This is a genomic window from Priestia sp. 10L35, from assembly GCF_056395685.1.
Genome location: NZ_JBFTKA010000011.1, coordinates 1 through 22,200, shown reverse-complemented (window position 1 = coordinate 22,200; position 22,200 = coordinate 1). Strand labels below are relative to the sequence as shown.

The 22,200-nt window shown below is 37.2% G+C and carries 23 protein-coding genes and 2 pseudogenes; 24 read left to right on the top strand and 1 reads right to left on the bottom strand.

What is annotated here, in order from left to right; all coding sequences use genetic code 11:
* Positions 1-17 precede the first annotated feature (17 nt).
* Positions 18-605, top strand: a complete 588-nt coding sequence (locus AC1DEF_RS25355; RefSeq protein ID WP_098278856.1) for a response regulator transcription factor — start codon at positions 18-20, stop codon at positions 603-605.
* A gap of 159 nt (positions 606-764) precedes the next feature.
* On the opposite strand, the gene AC1DEF_RS25350 is transcribed toward AC1DEF_RS25355, so the two are convergent.
* Positions 765-1,178, bottom strand: coding sequence for a helix-turn-helix domain-containing protein (locus tag AC1DEF_RS25350; protein ID WP_477727588.1), 414 nt, complete (start codon positions 1,176-1,178; stop codon positions 765-767).
* 153 nt (positions 1,179-1,331) lie between these two features.
* Here AC1DEF_RS25350 and AC1DEF_RS25345 point away from each other — a divergent pair, with 153 nt between their 5' ends.
* The 23 genes and pseudogenes from AC1DEF_RS25345 to AC1DEF_RS25235 form a co-directional block, all read left to right on the top strand.
* Positions 1,332-1,547, top strand: coding sequence for a helix-turn-helix transcriptional regulator (locus tag AC1DEF_RS25345; protein WP_047933334.1), 216 nt, complete (start codon positions 1,332-1,334; stop codon positions 1,545-1,547).
* A 34-nt stretch (positions 1,548-1,581) separates the two neighbouring features.
* Complete coding sequence (locus tag AC1DEF_RS25340) at positions 1,582-1,830, top strand: hypothetical protein (protein WP_057242351.1); 249 nt, start codon at positions 1,582-1,584, stop codon at positions 1,828-1,830.
* Between the two features lie 482 nt (positions 1,831-2,312).
* Positions 2,313-2,777 carry a hypothetical protein gene (locus AC1DEF_RS25335; RefSeq protein ID WP_477727587.1) on the top strand — a complete coding sequence of 155 codons (465 nt, stop codon included), beginning with the start codon at positions 2,313-2,315 and terminating at the stop codon, positions 2,775-2,777.
* Between the two features lie 28 nt (positions 2,778-2,805).
* Positions 2,806-3,060 carry a hypothetical protein gene (locus AC1DEF_RS25330; protein ID WP_477727586.1) on the top strand — a complete coding sequence of 85 codons (255 nt, stop codon included), beginning with the start codon at positions 2,806-2,808 and terminating at the stop codon, positions 3,058-3,060.
* Positions 3,061-3,081: 21 nt separating this feature from the next.
* On the top strand, positions 3,082-3,387 hold the full coding sequence (locus AC1DEF_RS25325; protein ID WP_371400020.1) for a hypothetical protein: 306 nt from the start codon (positions 3,082-3,084) through the stop codon (positions 3,385-3,387).
* Between the two features lie 34 nt (positions 3,388-3,421).
* Positions 3,422-4,579 (top strand): hypothetical protein, encoded by a 1,158-nt coding sequence (locus tag AC1DEF_RS25320; protein WP_477727585.1) that lies wholly within the window; start codon positions 3,422-3,424, stop codon positions 4,577-4,579.
* A 15-nt stretch (positions 4,580-4,594) separates the two neighbouring features.
* Positions 4,595-5,104 (top strand): hypothetical protein, encoded by a 510-nt coding sequence (locus AC1DEF_RS25315; RefSeq protein WP_477727584.1) that lies wholly within the window; start codon positions 4,595-4,597, stop codon positions 5,102-5,104.
* A complete protein-coding gene (locus tag AC1DEF_RS25310; RefSeq protein ID WP_477727583.1) occupies positions 5,094-7,676 on the top strand; it encodes a VirD4-like conjugal transfer protein, CD1115 family in 2,583 nt (860 codons plus the stop codon). Before AC1DEF_RS25315 ends, AC1DEF_RS25310 begins: the two co-directional genes overlap by 11 nt.
* Positions 7,677-7,696: 20 nt before the next feature.
* On the top strand, positions 7,697-7,903 hold the full coding sequence (locus AC1DEF_RS25305; protein ID WP_029325363.1) for a hypothetical protein: 207 nt from the start codon (positions 7,697-7,699) through the stop codon (positions 7,901-7,903).
* Between the two features lie 23 nt (positions 7,904-7,926).
* Positions 7,927-10,500 carry a pLS20_p028 family conjugation system transmembrane protein gene (locus AC1DEF_RS25300; RefSeq protein WP_477727582.1) on the top strand — a complete coding sequence of 858 codons (2,574 nt, stop codon included), beginning with the start codon at positions 7,927-7,929 and terminating at the stop codon, positions 10,498-10,500.
* Between the two features lie 39 nt (positions 10,501-10,539).
* The gene (locus tag AC1DEF_RS25295) at positions 10,540-10,830 is read left to right on the top strand and encodes a DUF5592 family protein (protein ID WP_477727581.1); all 291 of its coding nucleotides are present in this window, start codon (positions 10,540-10,542) and stop codon (positions 10,828-10,830) included.
* A gap of 141 nt (positions 10,831-10,971) precedes the next feature.
* Positions 10,972-11,994, top strand: coding sequence for a DUF3231 family protein (locus AC1DEF_RS25290; protein WP_477727580.1), 1,023 nt, complete (start codon positions 10,972-10,974; stop codon positions 11,992-11,994).
* 186 nt (positions 11,995-12,180) lie between these two features.
* Complete coding sequence (locus AC1DEF_RS25285; protein WP_477727579.1) at positions 12,181-12,909, top strand: hypothetical protein; 729 nt, start codon at positions 12,181-12,183, stop codon at positions 12,907-12,909.
* A gap of 20 nt (positions 12,910-12,929) precedes the next feature.
* The gene (locus tag AC1DEF_RS25280) at positions 12,930-14,861 is read left to right on the top strand and encodes a VirB4 family type IV secretion system protein (RefSeq protein WP_477727618.1); all 1,932 of its coding nucleotides are present in this window, start codon (positions 12,930-12,932) and stop codon (positions 14,859-14,861) included.
* Between the two features lie 3 nt (positions 14,862-14,864).
* Complete coding sequence (locus AC1DEF_RS25275) at positions 14,865-15,977, top strand: bifunctional lytic transglycosylase/C40 family peptidase (protein WP_477727578.1); 1,113 nt, start codon at positions 14,865-14,867, stop codon at positions 15,975-15,977.
* Positions 15,978-15,991: 14 nt separating this feature from the next.
* The gene (locus AC1DEF_RS25270; RefSeq protein WP_335707763.1) at positions 15,992-16,573 is read left to right on the top strand and encodes a MerR family transcriptional regulator; all 582 of its coding nucleotides are present in this window, start codon (positions 15,992-15,994) and stop codon (positions 16,571-16,573) included.
* Between the two features lie 10 nt (positions 16,574-16,583).
* A complete protein-coding gene (locus AC1DEF_RS25265) occupies positions 16,584-17,471 on the top strand; it encodes a hypothetical protein (RefSeq protein ID WP_477727577.1) in 888 nt (295 codons plus the stop codon).
* A 258-nt stretch (positions 17,472-17,729) separates the two neighbouring features.
* Positions 17,730-17,987, top strand: coding sequence for a hypothetical protein (locus AC1DEF_RS25260; protein WP_477727576.1), 258 nt, complete (start codon positions 17,730-17,732; stop codon positions 17,985-17,987).
* Entirely contained in the window at positions 17,984-19,180 is a 1,197-nt protein-coding gene (gene mobP2, locus AC1DEF_RS25255) for a MobP2 family relaxase (protein ID WP_477727575.1), read from the top strand. Before AC1DEF_RS25260 ends, mobP2 begins: the two co-directional genes overlap by 4 nt.
* On the top strand, positions 19,181-19,618 hold the full coding sequence (locus tag AC1DEF_RS25250) for a hypothetical protein (protein WP_477727574.1): 438 nt from the start codon (positions 19,181-19,183) through the stop codon (positions 19,616-19,618). It abuts the gene before it with no gap.
* A gap of 47 nt (positions 19,619-19,665) precedes the next feature.
* Positions 19,666-19,941, top strand: a complete 276-nt coding sequence (locus AC1DEF_RS25245) for a hypothetical protein (RefSeq protein WP_477727573.1) — start codon at positions 19,666-19,668, stop codon at positions 19,939-19,941.
* Positions 19,934-20,908: pseudogene (locus tag AC1DEF_RS25240) on the top strand (ArdC-like ssDNA-binding domain-containing protein); the annotation flags it as partial. The gene AC1DEF_RS25245 and the pseudogene AC1DEF_RS25240, both read left to right, overlap by 8 nt.
* A 438-nt stretch (positions 20,909-21,346) precedes the next feature.
* Positions 21,347-22,200: pseudogene (locus AC1DEF_RS25235) on the top strand (hypothetical protein); the annotation flags it as partial.

Genomic DNA, 22,200 nt, shown 5'->3' with positions numbered 1-22,200 from the left:
ATGGGAGGTAAATCTACATGAAAGATAAAAATATAAAAGTAATTCTAGTAGAAGATGATCCTTTTTGGCAAAAAAATATATCCATGTATATTGAAAAAGAAGCAGATGATATTGAGGTTATAAAGATTGTTGATTCTAAAGAGAAAGTTCTAGAAATTGTAGAAAATGAAAGTCAGATTGATATAGTTCTTATGGATATCAATCTAACGGCAGCTAATCTTGATGGAATTGAGATTATTGAAATATTGAGTAAGCAAAAGATCAAAGCAATCGCACTTACTTCAATTAATGAGCAAGATGTTATTGTTGAATCCTTTGAATCAGGAGCAGTTAATTATATAAATAAGAGTAGTATTTATGATATTATCTTGGCTATACGTGAAGCAGTTGAAGGTAGGAATCAAATACACTCAGATGCTGCTGGAGCTCTATTGGTGAAAATGAGAGAAGAAAAGAAATTGCGTAGTCTTACATCTTCTGAAAGGGAGGTATATAACCTTGAAAAGAAAGGTTATAAAAAAAGGGACATTGCTGAACATCTATATAAAACTATAGATACTATAAAAAAACACTCTCGGTCATGGAGACGGAAACTAAATGCTTAAAAGGGATCTTAGTATTGATACTAAGATCCCTTTTTTTGATGAAATTAAATTCGGAAAATAAACTAACTTTTAATTATAGCACATTTTTTGATATTTGAGGAGGGGAAAAAAGTTTCCTCTCCTGCAAATGAATAAATTCTTATAACATATATTTAAGGGTTATTTATCTGATATTGAATGAATGAATTTTGTTAAGTATTCTTTCGCTTCAGGAGTTAGATTATTGAAGTCTTTCAAGAACGACATGTGATTAAGTAAAAGGTTCTCTGCTATTTCAATATCTTCTGGTGCCATAGTACTTAGTATGATATTAATTCTTTCACCATTACGATCAAGGACGTTTAAATCTAAATTCTTAGTAACTTCTGAAGGAAGTACATCGTATAAAGTAATTCCTAAAACCTCACAAATTTTTATCATTACTTCAAAAGAAGCAAATCTGTCTCCACGCTCAATCCCACTAATCGTGGTTTGAGATGTATTAGAGAGCTTTCCTAACTCGACAGAAGTTATTTTAAGTTCTTTTCGATAATCTTTTATTTTTGTACCTATATACTTCTTTAATTCATTCATATGATCTACTCTCTTTAAAGTTTTCTTTTAATTTTATCAAAGACTGAAAGTAATGTGAAATCAACAAATTAAACAAATTTAGAAAAAATATACGAATTTGGTTAAAAAACTATTTACAAAATATTTGAAAATGAATATACTTTAATTAAGGAGGTGCTGGAAATAAAGACCATAAAAGAAAAGAGGTTGGAGAAAAAGTGGAGTCAAACCTATCTAGCTCAACTTTCGGGAGTCCCGCAACCTACTATTTCTCAAATCGAAAATGGGACTCGTCAATATCCAACGTTTGAAAATATGAAGAAGATCGCAGAGGCATTGGATCTTAAGTTAGAAGATATTTTCTTACCAAGTCATAAGGATATGAACTAAGTTTAGAATATTTAACGGTTAAGGGGCGATGAACATGGAAGCACAAAAGCGACTAGCATTCTATGATATATCAGACGCACGAGCGAAAAGTGCCAAAACCTTTGATGGAAAGTTGTATACGTTAAAAGGGGGAGTAGCTGTAGAAAAAGGAACGGGCGATATCAAACGTGTAGCTGATATTTATTATGAAGTACGTTCAGTGATGGATCAGGCTCATACCATCGTCGCCAAGCGAAGAAAAAAAGATGAAGAATTGAAGGAAGTTTTACAAAAGACCTGCTAGTTCTTAGATGCAGCATACAAGCGATTTTGAAACGTGCCGAGAGCACGAATAAGGGAACCTTGACAATTACATATTGCGTGCCTCCCCTAAACGGATCACAAGGGGGTGAAGGTATACGATAACGAAAAGGTTCGATGAGTGCGTCCTAAAACTCATCGGTGATCTAGCAGCAAAATGATGACGGTGTATCCAGGATCTGTGAGGAGTGGTGTCGTGAGGGTGACGCCGAAGAAGCGACAACACTCCAAACAGTAGATACATGAGGTTCTTCGTACATGCCGAAAACGTTGTGCATTATTGGGCTTAGTGAAAACTATGCATGCCAATATAGGGTTTGCCCTTCCAGCCAGAAACGGGTATATATTTCCTTTCATAACCTTGAAAAGACAGAGATGATCGCTAAACCTATGGTAAAATATTACTCTCGGTAGGTTTCAGAATCGCTTGTTATGTCTGAATATTAAGAACAAAGGAGAATGGTTATGAAAAACAAAAAATGGTTAATTTCTGCGGTTGCAGGAATCGTTGTGGCTCTAGGAATAGGCACAGTGTTTGTCTCTTCCCAAAATTCAAGTGAAGTGAAAGGAAATGGTGAACTAGAAGAATTAAGCCCTCTTCAAATGAAGAAGTTTATGAAAGAGGATGGTACAGGGTTTGTTATGTTCTCATTTAATAAGGAGAACCGTGATTTATACATGAATGACGTCAAACATGCCATGCAACAAGAGAATGTTGAAGGAAGGGAGTTAGATGGTCATCATCCTAAATTTGATGGTTCTAAGAGTCAAAACGACTATGGATTAGATCAACATGCTGACACTTTAGCTGCCTATAAAGATGGTGAATTAAAACAACAAATTGAATTAGATGAATATGATCCATCGCAGTTAGAAACAGAACTTTCTCATTTTATTGAAACATCAAAAGAATTGTATTTCGAAGAATAAGAGGTCAACTTTGAAAGGTGGTGGTATCTTGACGATCTCCCAAAAGGAATTAAAGAAATCAAAAGATCTCGTGGAAAAGTTACTAAAAGTGAATGGAAACAAATACAACGACTGGCTACATCAACAACATCAACAATTCATTGAAGAAAACCAAGATTTAATTCTTCAAGCATTAAGTGCCTTTACAGGTCAAGAAGAAGAGGAGGAGGGGGAGAAAAGCGAACCGAAGGTAGCTGAACAAGTTTCTATAAGACCACAAAGCATTCCAGTAACACAAAATTAACGAAAAAGAGGAGTGAAGCACATGTTAGATTTATTGAATAGCGTTGATATGACGCAGTTAACTTCGCATTTAACCCTTGGGGCGGCAGATGGCATGTCGGGCCTCATTGAAAGTGGAAAGTCCATTATTAAATGGATGCAGCGTATTGCAATGGTTGCGGCAGCTCTTGCCTTTTGTGTAGGTGGTTATCACTTAATATTAGGGGGAGAACGAGGTCGTCATAAATGTATCGCATGGTTTGTTGGGGGCGCAGTTGGTTTAGTGGTCGTGATGGGTGCTTATGCATTAGCTGAAGGTGTAAATACAAATATCCGATTCGGGAGCTAAGAAAGCTATACAGTCTATTGTATAGCTTTTTTCTATGCTCATTTTTAGAAGAAAGGAATGGAGAAACATGCTGTCTGTCATGTTTATAAAAAGTGAAACAAAAGAGCTGAAGCCATTTCAAAAGTTATCAATTCCGGATGCTTGTGAGATGACAGATACATTAGAAACCCACTATCAGCGTACGAAGAAAAAAGCTCATGCCGATTTTTTTATCCTCGATGAGGAAGATCAAGAGGTATATGCAGGAACATTGTCTATTGGATTAGGTCATAGTCGCCATATAGTCGATCATATTAAGAAAAAGTTGAGCTCTTTAAAAATGGACGATATACAGGAAGCTCGAAAGAGAAGTTTTCTTGAACAATTGGAAAAGGAAGTACCGGACCATCTGAAAACAACAGATGGTTCGTTTTCTTTAGAGGAAGAAACAGAGGATCATATGCAAAAGACTCAAACACCTGTTATTTCTACTCGTAATCGAAGGTTGATCTATAGTGGAGGGGTTTTATCCCTTCTTATCCTTTCAGCAACGTGTTTTTCAACAGTGGCTACTTCCCAAGATCGAGCTGAAACCATTCAAGATTTACAAAAACAAGTCAAACTGGAACAAAAAATAACAGGGACATATGAAAGGGCGCTTTTAGGGGATTCAGAAGGGGCTTTAAAACGACTTTCTTCTATTAACGAACAAAGCCTCACGAAAGAACAAAAAAACGTTTATATGAGCCTTCTCGTCGATCGAAAAAAGTATGAGGAAGCTGTTCAGCTTCAGGGAGACCATCCAGAAGTAGTGGAAAGCATGATTTCAAAGAAGGGAGATGTCAATGCGTTAAAAGAGTTTCAACAAACGTTTCCTTCTCCAAATGGAGCCTTTGATCTTGCCTATCACGAACAACGATGGGAAGATATGATGCGTCAATCAGGAGTAGAAATGACTGATAAACGGTATGAAATGAAGGCTTATGGATACTTGAAGCTTGATAAAGTAAAGGAGGCCAAAGAAGAGGCAGCTCATATTCAAAACCAAGAATTGAATCAAAAAATAGAAACCTATGAGAAAACAAAGAAGGAGGTAGAAGAGACGAAAAAACAAGTGGAGGAGGAAAAGAAGAAAGATCCAAAAGATGAAAAGAAAATCCAATCTTTAACGGATCAACAGAAGAAACAAGAAGAAGCTTTAAAAAATTTATAAGAAAGGATGGATAGGATGTATACACGAACGAAAGTGAAAAACCAGAAGCAAGCCTTTGTGGTAGGGGTTGAGTATTATGAAGAGGATCTGTTTCTCGAAATTGAACTAGGCATTTTTCACACGACTCAACTTCATGCCCAACGTATTGCGAACAGTGTCCATAATGTCATTCTTTTAGAGAATCAGATTGTCATTATTTTTAAAAATGCCGATTCGATCTCTATTACAGATGATTTTCTTAAATATGCGTTTAAGTTTCGATTATGCACGAAACCAACTATGCCACCTATTAATATCTCCAAGCTCACTCAACAAGAAAGAGACGACTTAATTCGAAATGAAGCATATATGGTGACAGAAGAGGACATGAAAGAGGTGCAATGGGATATTAACACAGCTTTTCGTTACCTTCAACATCAATATGAGGCAAGAGATCAAACTTTCTTTTCTCTTTCATCTAGTTCCTATTATGTCATTCCTACCTCTGATCAGATTGACCAGGAGGTAATGAGAGATGCAACCTAATAAGTCGATAAAATATGTGTTCGCTGAAAAACAAGTACTTATTCCTTTAAGTGCTTGTTTTTTTGTATCTATTCTTCTCATTTTGAACTTTCTGTTTAATATGATGCGAAACCTGATTCGAACAACGTTTAGTGATGTATTTGAGCCGCAGCCATTTCATCTAGAAGCATCTTTTTTGACAGAGATTCATCTTCAACAGTACACACCTTTATATGGGGCGATGTGTCTAGTGGCAGCCTTATTAACGGCAAAATTTGCTTACAACATTCGATCCAACCTCAAAGATTTAAACCACAATCAAAAAGGATCGGGGCGATTTACCACAAGACGTGAACTAAAAAAGCAATATCGAAAAGTACCTGAAAAAACGACAACGTATCAAGGTGGAGGTGGCGTACCTGTTTCGCGTATTCAATCCTATGACCTGATTCAAACATGGAAAGAGTACAAAGCTTTAAAGGGAATACAGAAGCTTCTCCACACACATCGGTTCTTTACAAAGAAAAATTACATGCTGATTGATGACACACCCGTTAATAATTTAATCATCGGGATTACACGATCAGGGAAAGGGGAAACCTTTGTTTTTCCAACGATTGATATCTACTCACGAGCTGAAAACCAGCCTTCCCTAGTGTGCAATGATCCCAAAGGCGAGTTGCTCGCAGCTTCTAAAAACACACTAGAGGAAAGAGGCTATCATGTTGAGGTTCTAAACTTACTTAACCCATTAGAATCGATGAGTTATAACCTGTTGGAAATGATTAAAGAAACATATAAAGATGGCGATTACTCAACAGCTCAAGCGTTATGTAATACATTATCCTACACGCTTTACTACAATCCAAATGCGAAAGATCCGTTCTGGCAACAATGTGCCATGAGTTTATGTAACGCTATGATTCTCGCTGTTACAGATAAGTGTATTAAGGAAAAGGAAGAGAATAAAATCACGATGTACACGGTGGCAAATATGTTGTCGGAGTTAGGCTCGAAAGAGGTTGTCATTAATAAAAAAGGAGATACGCAAAATGCGTTAGATTTGTACTTTGATGGGCTGCCAACAGAAAGTGTGGCCAAAATGCAGTATGCGACATCGAACTTTTCAAAAGGTACAACAAGGGGCGGGATCTTTACTCAAACGATGAATGGGTTATCCATTTTTACGTTTGATGAAATCGCCAAGATGACTTCTAAAAATAGCGTTGATTTAAAACGTGTGGGCTTTGGAAAAACAATCAAAGGAAAAGCAGCACCTCTTACTCGCTTAGAAATGACCTTTCCAGATGGTCAAAAAGAAACCATTAAAACCGATGCCAAAGGGTTATTTGAATTCAACTTTACAAGTGAAGTAAAGCAGAATGATGAAATTATATTAACGGAAAAGTTCAGTGATAAAATTGTTACTTCATCGAGGCTTGAAACCGTTATATCGATTAATAGGATCACGAGGGAAACAGGAGTTACGACGTTTACAGTGAAAAAGCAACATCCAAGTATTCATGTAAAAGAAGTGACATGTTTTACAAAACCAATCGCTATTTTCATGGTCACACCGGATTATGATTCTAGTAATCACGTTATTGCCTCCATTTTTGTTCGTCAGTTGTATTATATACTCGCCAAAAATGCTTCATTAGCGAAAGGAAACAAGTGTCATCGAGAAGTCATTTTTTTACTTGATGAGTTCGGAAATATGCCGGCAATCGAGGGAATGTCCAACATTATCACGGTTTGTTTAGGACGAAACATACGTTTTAACTTAGTGATTCAAGCCTATGCACAACTAAAAAATAAATATGGAGATGATGCTGAAACGATTGAAGGAAACTGTGGGAATACGATTTACATCTTAAGCAATAACTATGAAACAGCGAAGACCATTTCACAAAAATTAGGGGACGGTACCATCAATTCTACCTCTCGAAGTGGGAAAGGGTTATCAACGGATAAAAGCAAAACAGAGGGAGTGGATGGAAAACCATTATTAACACCAAATGAGTTAATGGAACTTAAAGAAGGAGAAAGTGTGGTTGTGCGTGTGGTAAAACGTCAAGATAAAGCACGTCAGAGAATTAAAGCACATCCGATTTATAACACTGGAAAAACAGCGTTGAAATACCGTTGGGAATACCTCGGAGAGGACTTTGACACGGATCGTTCGATTCTAGATATTGATATTTCGTCTTTACATGAACAAGTCAATCCAAGATCCTTGGTGATTCATAATTTCTTTCCTTTTCAATCACAACCTCCATCGGTTGAAAAAGAAGAGGAACTAGCCGACGATCCGTTTACTCCTCTAACGTATGAGAACTATAAAACTAAGACAGTCAAAGAGTTCTTAGGTGGAGATAAGAACGTTTCTACTGCTTTAAAAGTACACTTACCAAAAGCAATGAATAAAACGGTGGAAGAGATTGAGCAACAGTCCATGAGTGATTTTGAAGAGGAATTAAATATGCTAGGAGTTAATGACCAATTGAATAAAAATGTCTACCAACTTCTTCAAACGAAAATAAATACCATTATTAGAAATTTGAAACATGAGATGGAAGAACAAGAAGCTTAATACCAAAAGGGGGAGAAAGAATGACAAGTATTTCAAAGGAATTAGAGCGTATTTTGGAGGACTATGCACCAATTGTGAAGGAAGGGCATCAGGTGTTAATTGGCTTACTAGATGGCACTATACACTTGGAAAAAGGGCAGGAAGGAGAAGCACCTGTACAAATTCGTGTTTCTCCTCTGGATGAACGATTAGAAATAACCGTTGATACGTTGTTTCAAGGCATGTAATGCGTGCATAAGGAGATGAGTAGATGAAAGATGAAGAAATTCTTGAAAAGCTACATGAGTTTTCGGAGTACTTAGATGTTGGAAATATCCTCACTTATTTATTACGGAAATTGGGGTGGGGATGTATTCAAGTTCTTTCGTTTCTAGTGGATGGACTAGAAGGGATTACAGACAGTGTATTAGGCGTTAAAGCGTTTTTTAATTCACCTGACATTCAAGACTTTATTACGAAAATTCAACCCTTTTTATATGTGTTACTGGCCTTTTCCTTTCTGTATATCGGCTACATGTTGATTATTCAGAAGAAAGTCAATCGAGAACAGATTATGATTAACATTTTTATTTCGATGGCCGTCTTACTTTTATTAAACACAAGCATGTTAAAGGCTGATAAATTCACCGATCAAGCCATTGAAGCCGTTGATTTGAATGAAAAAGGCACGGTAAGTGAAAAGATTATTAAAAGTAATCTAACAGATGTAGCACAATTTGATCTTACGAAGTGGAAGAGTCCCAAATTAAAAAAATCGAATAAAGTGCCACAAAAAAATATTATGATGATTGATATTACTGAGAAGATTGATGATAAATTTAAAGTTTCTAAAGACAAAGAATTAAGTGCTGATGGAAAAGACATAATCACGCATAAGACTGCTTTGACACCAGATGGAAAAGATGGAGTTGCAGAGCTAGATAATGGTTGGTTCGATTTCTTTCCAGAACTATATTATCGATGGTCATGGAACTTCTGGACAATTGCTATTTCCCTTTTTGTGATAGGGATGACGTTGTTATTTACGTCTATTAAGTTGGCAAAATTATGTTATGAGCTAGGATTCAATGCGATTTTAGCCCAACTAGTCGCGCCTGCCGATGTTGCAGATGGGCAGAAGTTAAAAGCCGTTCTAAAGAATATCGTGAATACATTCCTTGTGACGATCATGATTTTTATATCCATGAAGGTCTATTTAATGGGAACCGTCTTTATTAGCGATAAGCTAGAAGGTATTCCATACCTGATCGCATTGATTGCCTTTAGTATTGCCGTTGTAGATGGGCCTGTAATGTGTGAACGTCTCTTTGGCATTGATGCTGGCTTGAAAAGTGGTTGGGGCGCTATTGCAGGAGGTTTTGCGATGGCAAAAGGAATTGAAAGTGGTATTGGCATGATAGGTAGAACCGTAAAAGGAGGAACCAATCTTGCAAAAGGTGTTGGTAATGTAGGAAAAGGTCTTGGTAGTGGCGCTCTTCAGACAGCAGCAGGAGTTGGAGGTTTTGGTAAAGGGTTAGCTACACAAGGAAATAAAGAAAAACAACCAGCTCTGCATGAAGAAATGAAAAAGGCAGGAATGGCAGGTGAGAAAGGAAACGCTGCCTCTAAAGGTCAAAACGAAGGAAATGAGCAAAAGGCTCAACAACAGGGATTATCTTCTACTGAAAAACAAGAAGGAGGTAAAAATACTGAAGGAAATTCTTCGGAAGGAAAAGGGGCGGGGCAAGGCAGCTCTTTACAAGATGAGATGCAAGTAGCAGGTGTTTCTACTGATAGTCAGGGATCAACTTCCTCTGTAGAAGGTGGAAATACATCTCTACATGACGAAATGCAAGCCTCTGGTTATGGTGAAAGTGCAAATGAAGGTATTGGATCTTCTGTAGAAGGTGGGGATGCTTCTCTACATGATGAAATGCAAGCTTCTGGTCAAAGTGAAAGCACAAGTGAAGGTATTGGATCTTCTGTAGAAGGTGGAAGTGCTTCACTTCATGATGAAATGCAAGCTTCTGATCAAAGTGAAAGGGCAAGTGAAGGTACTGGATCTTCTGTAGAAAGTGGAAGTGCTTCTCTACATGATGAAATGCAGGCTTCTGGTCATAGTGGAAACACAAATGGAGGCAGCTCTTCTGTAGGAAAGGCAAGTACTGCTCTACATGGTGAAATGCAGGCTTCCGGTCATAGTGGAAGTACAAATGGAGACAGCTCTTCTGTAGGAAAGGCAAGTACCCCTCTACATGGTGAAATGCAAGCTTCCGGTCATAGTGGAAGCACAAATGGAGGCAGCTCTTCTGTAGGAAAGGCAAGTACTGCTCTACATGGTGAAATGCAAGCTTCTGGTCATAGTGGAAGTACAAATGGAGGCAGCTCCTCTGTAGGAAGTGTGAGTACGCCTGTTTATGAGGAAATCCAAACTTCCGGTTACGGTGGAAGTACAAGTGAAGGTATTGGATCTTCTGTAGAAAGTGTAAGTTATCCTACACCAACAAGAGAACCGTCTGTTTCCATGCCGACAGGGATGGATCAAGCCCAAGCACAAGTGGCAGCTACACAGGAACCTCGCCAAGGAAAACAACAGATTGAAAAAGACACAGTTCCTGCTTCAACAGACGATATTCCAATGCCAAATCAGAACCGGATAGAAACACGCAATATTGCACAAGTGGTAAAAGATAACTTTAAGGGAGGGGTAGGAAAGGTAAAAGAACGTATTGATAATTCGCAAACAATCCACAAAACAAAACGTTCTTATCAAATTGGACGAAATACAGGGCGAGATTTACGAAATCTTGGATCAAAGAAACGAAATAAACCAGAAGAGAAGTAACAAGCGTTACTTCTCTTTTTTATAGGGAGGAGAAGAATCATGGCAAACTATAACATTCCGAAAGAAATCTCGACGGAATTAAAGATTAATAAATCACTTTATCTCTTCGATTTGTTGTTCATTATTGGCTTACTTATGGTCACGATGATGTTACGTTTTTTTATTCATCCTATACTTCAAATTCCCTTTTATATCTTCATGGGCATATTTGGGCTATTGATGATCGTTAGACCAAGTACAAACCCTAAAAAACGGATGTATGAGGCGTTATTGCTTGCATTGGTACGGAAGAAGAACACGTATTGTGCCATTGATCGAGATCAAGAATAAAAAGGAGCTTATCATAAATAAGAAAAAACCATCCTTGGTAGAGAGGATGGTTCTGAATGGAGAGTCCAAGTTAAAAGTCTCAAACTTCATGTTTATTATTAGCAAATTATGTAAATTATAAACATGAATGGAGGATAATATATGGTAGAAATGAATAAATCATCGCGTCTTGCAAGCGCTGAAATCTCAAATCTTTGGAATACTTATATGAATGATAGTTTAAATATTTGTATGGTCACACATTTTTTACAAACGGTGGAAGACTCTGATGTAAAACCTCTTTTAGAGGAAACAATTAACGTAGCTCAAAGGCACCTAGTAGAAATAGAAACGATTTTTCAAAAAGAGGGAATTCCTAAACCCGTTGGGTTTCCAGTAGAAAAACACGTTAAATTAAGTGCGCCCCGTCTTTTTACAGATGTTTTTTATATGGCATATCTTCTACACATGAGTAAATTTGGGATGACTGCACATGCAGGTGGTATTACATTGGCCTGTCGGAAAGATATCCATCATTTATTCCATAACTATGTGGAAGAGGCTATTAGTCTTAATGGTGATACACGAGAAGTCATGAAGGAAAAAGGTGTCTTTATTCGGCCACCTTATATGGATTATCCAAAGGAAGTAGAGTTTGTAACAGAGCAGAAATTTCTGACCGGATGGTTTGGGCACAAACGATCTTTACTTGCACTGGAAACCTCTCATTTATATATGACATCACTTAATAATGAATTAGGGAAGGATATCCTTTTAGGGTTTTCTCAGGTAGCAAAGGATATTGAAATAAAAAAACATTTTATACGTGGCACGAAAATTACTTCAGATATTCTCTATAATACTCATAAGATGTTGCATGAAAGTGATATTCCTGCCTCAATGACGTGGGATACGTGTGTCACGGACTCTACTGTCGCTCCTTATTCAGAGCAGGTTATGCTTTGTTTTGTTAATGCATTGTGTGCTCTTGGAGTTGCAACATATGGAAGTGCTATGTCCTTAAGTATACGGCATGATTTAGCAGCTCTTTATAGTAAATTTATTATGAAATCAGGAGCCTATGCTGAAGATGGAGCGAATATGTTAATTGAGCGTTCTTGGATGGAGAAACCTCCTCAATTTATTGATCGTGATAAATTAATACGTGAGAATAAAGAAAATTAGAGGAACCATGGTTTATTAGTTATTTCATTTTTCGGAACCAAATATTTTTACTAAACAAATAGTATAACAACGTATAGTCAGAACGTGTTTTCATTGAAACACGTTCTTTCTTTTTGTCTATGGTTTCAGATGACTACTAACAATTTAATCAAGCTCTATTCAAAAGTTACAAGGGGGATAAGTAATATGGTGTTGTTCAATGAAAAAGTATTGAAAAATGAGCAAGTAAAGTCAGTAAATCCCATAAAAAAAGAGGAACAGAGAAGTAAATCTCTTCTCTTTGATGAAAAGGAAATTGATAAACGGATCGCTCAAACAAAGAAAAAGAATCCTTTTTCTCTGTTACAACCTCCAAGGGCTAAAAAGGAAAAAAAGAAAGAAAAACTACCGGAGGTAAAGAAAAGTGTGGCTGATATTATTCCCATCATCGATCAAACAGATAGTGGGTTATTTCAGCTAAAAGATGATGGAGGATTTTTTGGAATCTGGCAGCTTCAAAGTACAGATATCAATGCCATGCATGACCAAGAGGCAGGACGCAATATTTATACACTGGCTAAAACATATCAGGGCGACAAAGATCCTTTTAAAATCATCTCATTAAACTTGCCCGTTTCAACCCAAAAGCAACAACAGTACCTTGAAAAGAAGATTCGAGAAGCCCCAAATGCGTTATCTCTTCGTTTCTTACGAAAGAAATTAAAAGAGCTTCAATATTTAGAATGGGGGCGAACCAATCGAGAATACTTTCTTTTTCTATATGGACCGACTGAACTTGCTGTAAAAGAACGAAAAGATCAATTTATGCGAGATGTTCAACTGGCTGTCCCTCTGTTGCCTGTTTCGGACGAAAAACAAATCAATCTTCTTTACAAACTCTACAATCAAAATGCCAAGCTTGGCAATAAACAATAAGAAAGGATGATAAACCGATGATGCCTTTACCTTTCCGTAAAAAAGAAAAAACACCTCAAGAAATCAAACAGAAAAAAGGATACAATCCCTATTTTGTGGCACAGATTCAGCCGCAAGGAGGCGTGAGCTTTAAAGAAAATCTTGTTCAAAACGGAGATGGTTACTCGACGTGTATTCACATTTATGAGTATCCAACAAACGTGAATGATTTTTGGCTGGAACCGATCATGAATATGCCAAATGCCATTACCACGTTAGATGTGGTAAGCGATGAGCGAAAACAAGTCGTAGAAGCCATTAATAAAAACATGTCTGAACAAAATGCACGGCATGTGAATGCCAAAGAAAATATTGATCGAATGGATGCTCAAGAACAGTATTTAGATATGAAAGAGTTATATCGCCAAGTGACAAATGGAGAAGTGATCAAACGTGTTCACCTTCGCATTTATATTGCTGAAAAAACGATTCCTGATTTAGAAAAGCGATTAAAAGAAGTCATTCATCATCTTGAAACGCATAACTTCAGAGGATCCATTTTCTTAAATGAACAAGAGTATGAGTGGGAATCGTTAGTGACGCATTTTGACATGCAAAAGAAATACCCCAATAAGCGAAAAGGAAAGGAAATCCCCGCATTAGCACTAGCTGGAGGGTTTCCTTTTCATTTTACTCACTTAGATGATCCATACGGCACGTATCAAGGAACAACTCGTACAGGTGGCAGCGTCATCTTTGATTTGTTTCATAAAGATCAACAACGAAAAAGTTATAATGCGGTGTTGATGGGCTTAATGGGCGCAGGTAAATCCACGTTTTTAAAGAAAGTCACCACAGATAATGCGATTAAAGGCTATAAGATTCGAGGATTCGATATTGTAGGAGAGTTTGAAAGTCTCGTCAGAGAATTAGGAGGGAAACAGATTGCCCTAGATGGATCGGAAGGGCAAATTAATCCTTTACAGGTATTTAAAACACATGAACATGAGATTAATAGCTTTACGCAGCATTTATCCAAATTAACTGTTTTTTATCGTTTTATTGCACCAGAAGCAAAAGATGATGAATTAAAAGAGTATGAAAAGCTACTTCGTAAACTCTATATTCAAAAGCAGTTATGGAACGATGAAAAAGGCGCAAGCAATCACATTACGGGGCTTTCACCAGAAGCCTATCCAACGTTTAGTGAGTTTCTACACCTCATTCGAAAAGAGTTATATACCGATGAGAAAACAAGAGAACACCATCCGAACTTAGGAGAGTATCGAAAACGTAGACTTGAGCTGATTGAGCTGAACATTGAAAACTTGGTTGAAACATATGCTCATTTGTTTGATGGCATTTCAACCATTGAAGATTTCAACGATGAACAAGTCGTATTTTTCTCCATCCGTCATTTATCAAAATTAAAAGATGAAATTGCACAAGCACAGCTTTTCAACGTCATGAGTTTATTATGGGATGGTATGCTGCAGAATGGAGAACCACAATTGGCAGCTTATACGAAGGGTACATTATCCTTTGAAGATGCCATTCGTTATTTGATTGTCATCGACGAGGCGCACCACATTGTGAACACGAAAAAGGGCAATGAACATGCCTTAGATTTCTTGACAGAGTTTAGTCGAGAAGCTAGAAAATACTTTGCAGGCTTAATCTACGCAAGTCATTTAATCAGTGACTTTGTGCCGGATGGTTCGGAACAAACAGCGATTGAAAAAATTAAAAAGCTTTTTGATTTAACGCAATATAAATTCATCATGCAGCAGGATGATAACAACTTAGATACGATTCAACGAGTGTTTAAAACAGGGATTACGGACAGCGAATTGGCTGAAATTCCAAAGCTACCAATTGGGGATGTGCTGCTTTGTATTAAGTCCGTAAAAAACATTCTGTTTCATATTGAAATCGATGAGGAAGAAAAAGTGCTGTACGGTGGAGGTGCATAAGCCTTGCATATCGTTTTACAGCTCATCCCCAAAAAATATTTGATTGGAGGCACGTTGATCCTGTTAGGGTTATCGGGCCTCTTAATCATGAGTACGATTGTAGCCATTACAGGTGAATTTGAAAAAGACAGTCAACAAAGTGAAGTGACAGAGATTGAAGGTGGAGGCATTGGCGTAGGAACGGCTAATGTGTCACCAGAGGTGATGAAGTATCAACCCTTGCTCGAAAAATACGCACAAAAACATGGGCTAGATGCTTCTTATGTGCCCATTATGATGGCACTCATGATGCAAGAAAGTGGAGGAAGAGGAAACGATCCGATGCAAAGTAGCGAGTCCTTTTGTGGATCAGTTGGATGTATTTCTAGTCCTGAATTATCGGTTGATAAAGGAGTTTTGCATTTTAAAAGTGTACTAGAAAAGGCGCGTTATGACTTGAAGCTCTGCCTTCAGTCGTACAATTTTGGCGGTGGATTTATCAATTATGTCATGAAAAATGGAGGCAAATATACACCAGAGTTAGCGATTTCTTTTTCACAATTGCAATATCAAAAGGTAAAACATACAGGAATTTATCACTGTGTACGTCCTGAAATGGTACCGTACAGCGCCTGTTATGGCGACGCCTTGTACGTTAACGCGGTTTTAAAGTATTACACAGGAACAATCACAGCTGATGGGAAACCGGCTGCTCCTGCGAGTGGAGGAAGTGGTGGGAAATCGGGTGTGAAAGTGATTGACGCAGGCAAAACGTTGATTGGTAAAACACGCTATGTATTTGGTGGTGGACGCTCTCAATCTGATATTAATGCAGGACGTTTTGATTGTTCAAGTTTTGTCAGATGGGCATTCGAACAGGTAGGAATGAATGTTGGTCCAATGTCAGGCGTAACAACCGATACACTCAAAATGCAAGGGCAGGCGATTAATCCAAAAGACATGAAGCCTGGGGATGTGGTGTTTTTTGACACCTATAAGATAGACGGCCATGTCGGAATATATGTTGGAAATAATCAGTTTTTAGGCTGCCAAGGAAAAACAGGTGTAGCCATCGCAAGTATGGCAAAAGGAACGTATTTTGGTGAACGATTCAATGGAAGAGTAAAACGATTCTAAAAGGAGAAAAGGCGATGAAAAATAAAGCAGCACTACTATTTGGAGCGCTTGCCGTTGTGGTGGCAGGCGTAACCATTTTCAACATTTACCTGAACCACAATATCTCCAACACAACAGCTTCGAAACAAATTCAAGTCACGAATGAGAGCTTACAAGAAGAAAATAAAGAGTTAAAAAAACAACTAAGTGAAGTTCGCCCTTCTGCCCAAGAACAACAAAAACGAGATTACTTAAACACGGTTAATCAATTCATCGATGTGTCTTATCATCGTGAAAAAGAGGGATTTGAGGAACGGAAAAAGGTCGCAAAATCGATCATGGACAAAGAGCTTTACGAGCAATTTTATCCTTCTGAAAAGTTCGTATATGGAGATAGTTATACCTCGACTCCAAAGGATGTACAGCTTTATGTTCAACAATATGATGGAGGGCAAGAAGAGGTCGAAGTGATTGCTGAATTTACGAATCATCTTGTCATAAAAGATGAGAATGTCGACGATCAAACGCATGACATTATTAAAGTTTCTCTACGGAAAGAAGAGAATAAATGGGTGGTTTATAGTATCGAAGAATTGAAAACAGAAATCATGAAATGAGGTGGAGTAGATGGCATTTAAGAAGCAATTTGAAGATTATCGATTTAATTTAAATCGCAATCGGTCATGGAAGTATACAGCAATGTTGATCTTTTTCTTTATCGGTTTTTTATCCTTACTGACATCGAAATTCTATTTAAAAACAGAAGATCCGTTATATCATACCAAAACCTATGAGGCGGTTTCTTCCAACATTACGGGAACCGTAACCATTGAAAATCGCGTGTATTATCCGGCTTCAAGTTCACTCGATATGGTCATCAAAATGGATCGAACAGATGAAGAAAAGGTAAGCTTTATTGCACAAGAAAAAGCGAATCCAAACATCAAATTACCTGTTCATTTATTGTATGAAGATGATGGCTATTATGTGGTAAGGATCAGCGATTTATCTCCAAACTGGGAAGCACTTGCCTTTGATCTATATCAAGAAAATGAAGAAAAAGAAACGGTAAATGTGGATGATGTAACGAATGATTCAGAAACAGATTCAACAGAAGAAATAGATGCTCATGCATTAATTACAACGCTCTATTCTGACCAACGAAAAACGAAAAGTGAAGAAGGGAAAGGAACAAAAAACAAACAAGAATATGCGCTTTTGGTGAATGATTTAGAAAAACAATTTGTTAAAAAGAAAATGAAAAACTATGAAAAAGCAATCACAGTAGAAGCCAAACATAAACGTCAAACGCAGCAAGAAATGAACGAGTTACAACGGGATATGAAGTACCAAGTGAATGAGGAAAAAGCCGATACCGAATCGAAAATTGCGATGAAAAAGGATGCCATTCAGTCGAGTGATGAAAGCATTCAGCTCTATGAAGATGAACAAAAAAGTTTACAAGAAAAGCTCCAAAAATTGAATGAAAAACAACAAGATTTAGCCATAAAGTGAAAAAACACAGGGGGACGCAAAGGGGACATGGCTCCAAAATAGGGGGACATAAAGGGGACATTGGGATTTTAAGAGGGGACGTAAAAGGGACGTACACCAAAAAAAGGGGACGTAAAGGGGACATTTAGCGATTTTCTTTGTACCCACGGTTTTGCTAGGCTCTGCCTAGCCCCACACCTATGGTGGGGGCAAAAACCCCTTATGCTCTTCTCTCTTTTTAGGGGGAAGAGCACTACTACAAAAGAGAGGTCGGATAAAATGGAAATTAAAATTCGATATGTTGATCCAGTTGCACTAAAAAAAATTGATAAAATCGCAAAAGAAAAAAAGATTTCTCGGCAAGAATTTTTAAAAGGTCAGATTGAAACATTGGCTGTTTTTCAAGAACAAAAAGATCGTGAAGCAGAGTTAGAACGTCTCATTGATCGAAATATAAAGATGATGGAAAGGTGTGCGGTTGCAATTGAAACAATCAATGGATTTATTGAAGATATGATGGGAGAGGATGAGGAATGAGTGCGCCTACTGTTATTCCAGGCGTAGTGTTGAAAACAAAATTTGTTACATCTGATAAAAAGGCTTTTCAAGATTATGTTGATTATGTAGATCGAGATGATGCTAAAAAAGAACAGGATGCCCATGAGAAACTGTTTACTCTTTATCAAGATTATATGGATAACCCTGATAAGACATCTTCTTTGTTTACTGAACAATCGGATCAATTGAATGCGCAGGGGAAAAAGCAATTAAAAAAGTTGTTTGAAAAAGCACAAAAAAATAACAGTATTATGTGGCAAGATGTCATCACATTTCATAATCCTTGGCTCCAAGAAAATGGTTTATATGACGCTCATACTCATACAGTGGATGAGAAAAAATTAATGGAGATTACCCGTCAGTCCATGAAGGAAATGCTTAAAAGGGAAAGGTTAAATGGATCGGCTGTTTGGTCAGCTGCCATACACTACAATACTGGGAACATTCATATTCATATTGCCACAGTGGAACCACAACCTACTCGTGAGCGAGGTAAAAGAAAACCTAAAACATTGGATGCGATGAAGTCAACAGTCGTGAATCAAATTTTAAATCGAGGTGAGCAGCAGCAGAAAATAAATGAGTTAATTCGAAATGATATGGTCGGAAAAAAGAAGCAGGATTCTTCATTAAGATGGAAGAATCGAGACATCCAACCACTGTTTCTACAGATCTATAATCATCTTCCAGAAGATAAAAGGCAGTGGCAATATAGCTACCGAACATTAAAACCAATGAAGCCATTTATTGATGTGCTGAGTCAAAAATATATTGAAAAGTATCATCGTACTGAGTATCAACAATTACTCAAAAAATTAGATAAAGAAGTAGAGGAATTAAAGAAAGCGTATGGAGAAGGAAAAGGAGATGAAAAGCGATACAAGGACTATAAGCAAACAAAAATTGATGATCTTTATAAGCGAATGGGCAATGCTTTCTTAAAAGAAATGAAAGATTATGATAAGCAGCAGCAACAGATTAAAAGAATGGTAGAAAGCAAGAAACAATCAAAACGCCCTGCAAGTTTTAATCAACATGTTTCTATTCATTTTGCATTAAAAAAGATGGAGCGAGCATTTAAATCAGAATATGACAGTTGGAAAAACCAAAAACATTATGAGCAATTGCAAAAAGATATTGAACGTCGTCATGAAGAAGAGAGGAGTTATTAAATGAATAAACAACGTATGAAATTATCATTAAATGAAGAAACAAAACAATATATTCAAGCGTATATGGAAGAAAACAATATTGGGTTTACGGGTGAAGCTATTGCTCAAATTTGTAAGGAACATAAAGAAGCTAAGAGTAATGAATGGTCATTGCAATATATTTCGGAAGTGGTTAGCAACAACTTACATCAGGCTTTAAAAGATGAATTAACAAAGATTCGTCTTGGGGCAAATAGTGCTGATAAAAACACACAAATTTTAATTGAATATATGAACGGTCTTTTCTTCCATCACGGTTTTGATGGATTAATGACAACCGATTTACAAGAGTTAGATAGCACAAAGGTGGCGAAGGAAGCTGTTGAGAAGCGTATTGCAAATCAACGTCAAAAACGAATTGATTGGGAAGAGTCCAAAGGGAAACAACCATCTCATTGATGGATATATATAAAACTAGTTTTATAAATGTAGAGGAGGAATGACATATGTTTTTTAACGAAAATTTAGTGTTAGCTTCGATTAAAGCTGTAGGAGAGGATCATGCCATTGTACAGTATCAAGACAAAGAGGTAGAGGTGAATTTAAGTCCAGAAGAAGCGAAGGAGTTTCATCAATATGTGGTGCATCAAGAAAATATGTTGGTGCCAATGAATATCAAAACACAGAAGCTTTTTGTGGATTTAGAGGAACCTTGGTATGAACAAGAATTAGAAGAGCTCAAGGGGATCTCCTATCAAGAAGAGGAGGGAGAAGATGAGTAAAGCCTATACAAAGAAATCAGCCGAAGATAAGCGTAAAGAGGTTGAAGAGTTAACGAAAGGGATGGAGAAAAAGGTGGAGCAACATTTTCATTCTGCCGAAGAATTAAAAGACTACTTATCTTTTATGGGTAAGTTTTATCAATACTCCATGTCGAACACAGCTCTTATTCAAGAACAGTTCTTTGGTGCTCAAGCTGTTGGATCATTTAAGTTTTGGAAGGATAAAGGGTTCTCAGTCAATAAAGGTGAAAAGGGTATTAAGATCCTTGTACCAAACAAAACGGTTCCTAAATTTAAAGATGAAAATGGAAAGTTAAAGTCTATTAATAAAGCTACTCCTCAAGAAAAAAAGCTCATTCAAGAGGGGAAAAAAGAAGTTACTCCAGGCCGACTGTACTTTTCAGTCGGCCATGTTTTTGAGATTTCACAAACAAATGCAAAAGCAAGTGATTTACCTAAGATATTCCCCAATCGTTGGTTAGAAGGCAACGTGGACGACTACAAGGCACTTTATAAAGGAATGGAAGCCATTGCCGAAAAGAATGGTATTTCTATTATTCAACCAAAAGAGGAGCTTGGAGCTGCAAAGGGGATCAGTTACACCTTAACGAAAGAAGTTGCGTTAAATCCCCGTAACTCTGAACGTCAAAATGTAAAAACGTTGATACACGAATTGGCTCATGCGAAACTTCACACCAAAGACACTCATCTAAACTATACAGCTGACGAAAAAGAATTTCAGGCAGAAATGACAGCTTATACGGTTTCCTCTTATTTTGGAATCGACACCAGTTCTTACTCGTTGGATTACCTGTCGCACTGGACGAAAGGAAAGAGCTTTGAAGATAAAACAAAGCTTTTAAAAGAGGTACATGAAACGTCCGTTGGCTTTATTGAAATAATCGAAGATACCTTAGTGAAAGAACGAGAAAAAAATCAGTCACCAGAAAAAAACGATGAAAAACACCAGCAAGCAGATCCTCTTTCTTCTGAAAATGTACAAGAGAAAATGAAAGATGGATATGAAGATTATAAACAAAAACAGCAACAGGAATCGGCACAAAATGTAGATAGTATTTTAGATCGTGTCACGGCTGAAGAAAAATATTATTCAACCAAAACACAAGCGATTAAAAATGGATGGATGACAAAGGAAGAAGTCGTGAAACTTGAGCATCAGATCGACTCGAACATCACTAAAAATGAGAAAGGGGTCATGAATGGTCAAGTTCAAGAACAATCTCTTACTTTTCAAGAACGTGTTGAAGTGGGTAATCAAATGCACTTCCAAAAACGTACAGGCACCGTCAAAAAGAAAAAAGAAGAACAGGAACTCGAAAGGTAAGGGAGCATAAAAAGCTCTCTTTTTTTATGTCCAAATATGAATTAAATGGAGGAATCGACAATGAAAAAAGTAACATCTCTTTCAAATGACCAATTTAAAACACTTATTTCCGATAAACGAGAATTAAAGAAGTTTATGAAACACCCACAAAATGAAAAAATCGAAGCTCGTTTGGTCAATATGAGTAGTGAACAACTACAAGACATACCTTCTGGCGCTGTTTACTTAACACAATCAGCTATAGGAGAGGAAAAACCGCAGGTTTTACTTGTTTCCACCGATGAAAAAGGACAAAAACAAGCCTATGAAAGTGCAACAACACTTGATTTTTTGAAGAGTCATGATGTGAATCCTGTTTTAGAGAAAGATCGAGAAACGCAGCTCAAAACAAGCTATATTACGTTTTTACAGGCTCATGACAAAGAGAAACCTCAAGATATTGATAGCATGTTAGCCCGTGTGAATGCAGAAAACGATTATGTCATGTTGAAATCAAGTGCCTTAAAGGAAAAGCAGTTCACCTCTGACCAATTGAAAGGTATGGAGAATGAGCTTTCTCATCAGTTTCAAGCACGTAAACAGACACAAGAGAAGGACCGATATCAAGAAGATTACAAACAAGAAGTACTAGAAGTTATGCAGCAGCCTAGTGAAGAAACACAGTATAAGCAGCTATTTAAACAAAACTTGTTAGCCCAATTAGGCATATCAGATGAAAAAGATTCTTCTAAAGAAGCGAAAAAAGAAGCCGAAGCAGAAAAAGCCCCTGTCGAAAAGCAGCTGAAGCAAGAAACACCTCAAGAGAAAGAACAGCGTTTGGCCAAAATGAAGGAGTTTGAACAAAAGCATTCCTTTGATAAGGTGTACAAATTAAAAAAAGAAGTGCTGCAGGAATTAAAAGAGCTCAATTTGAC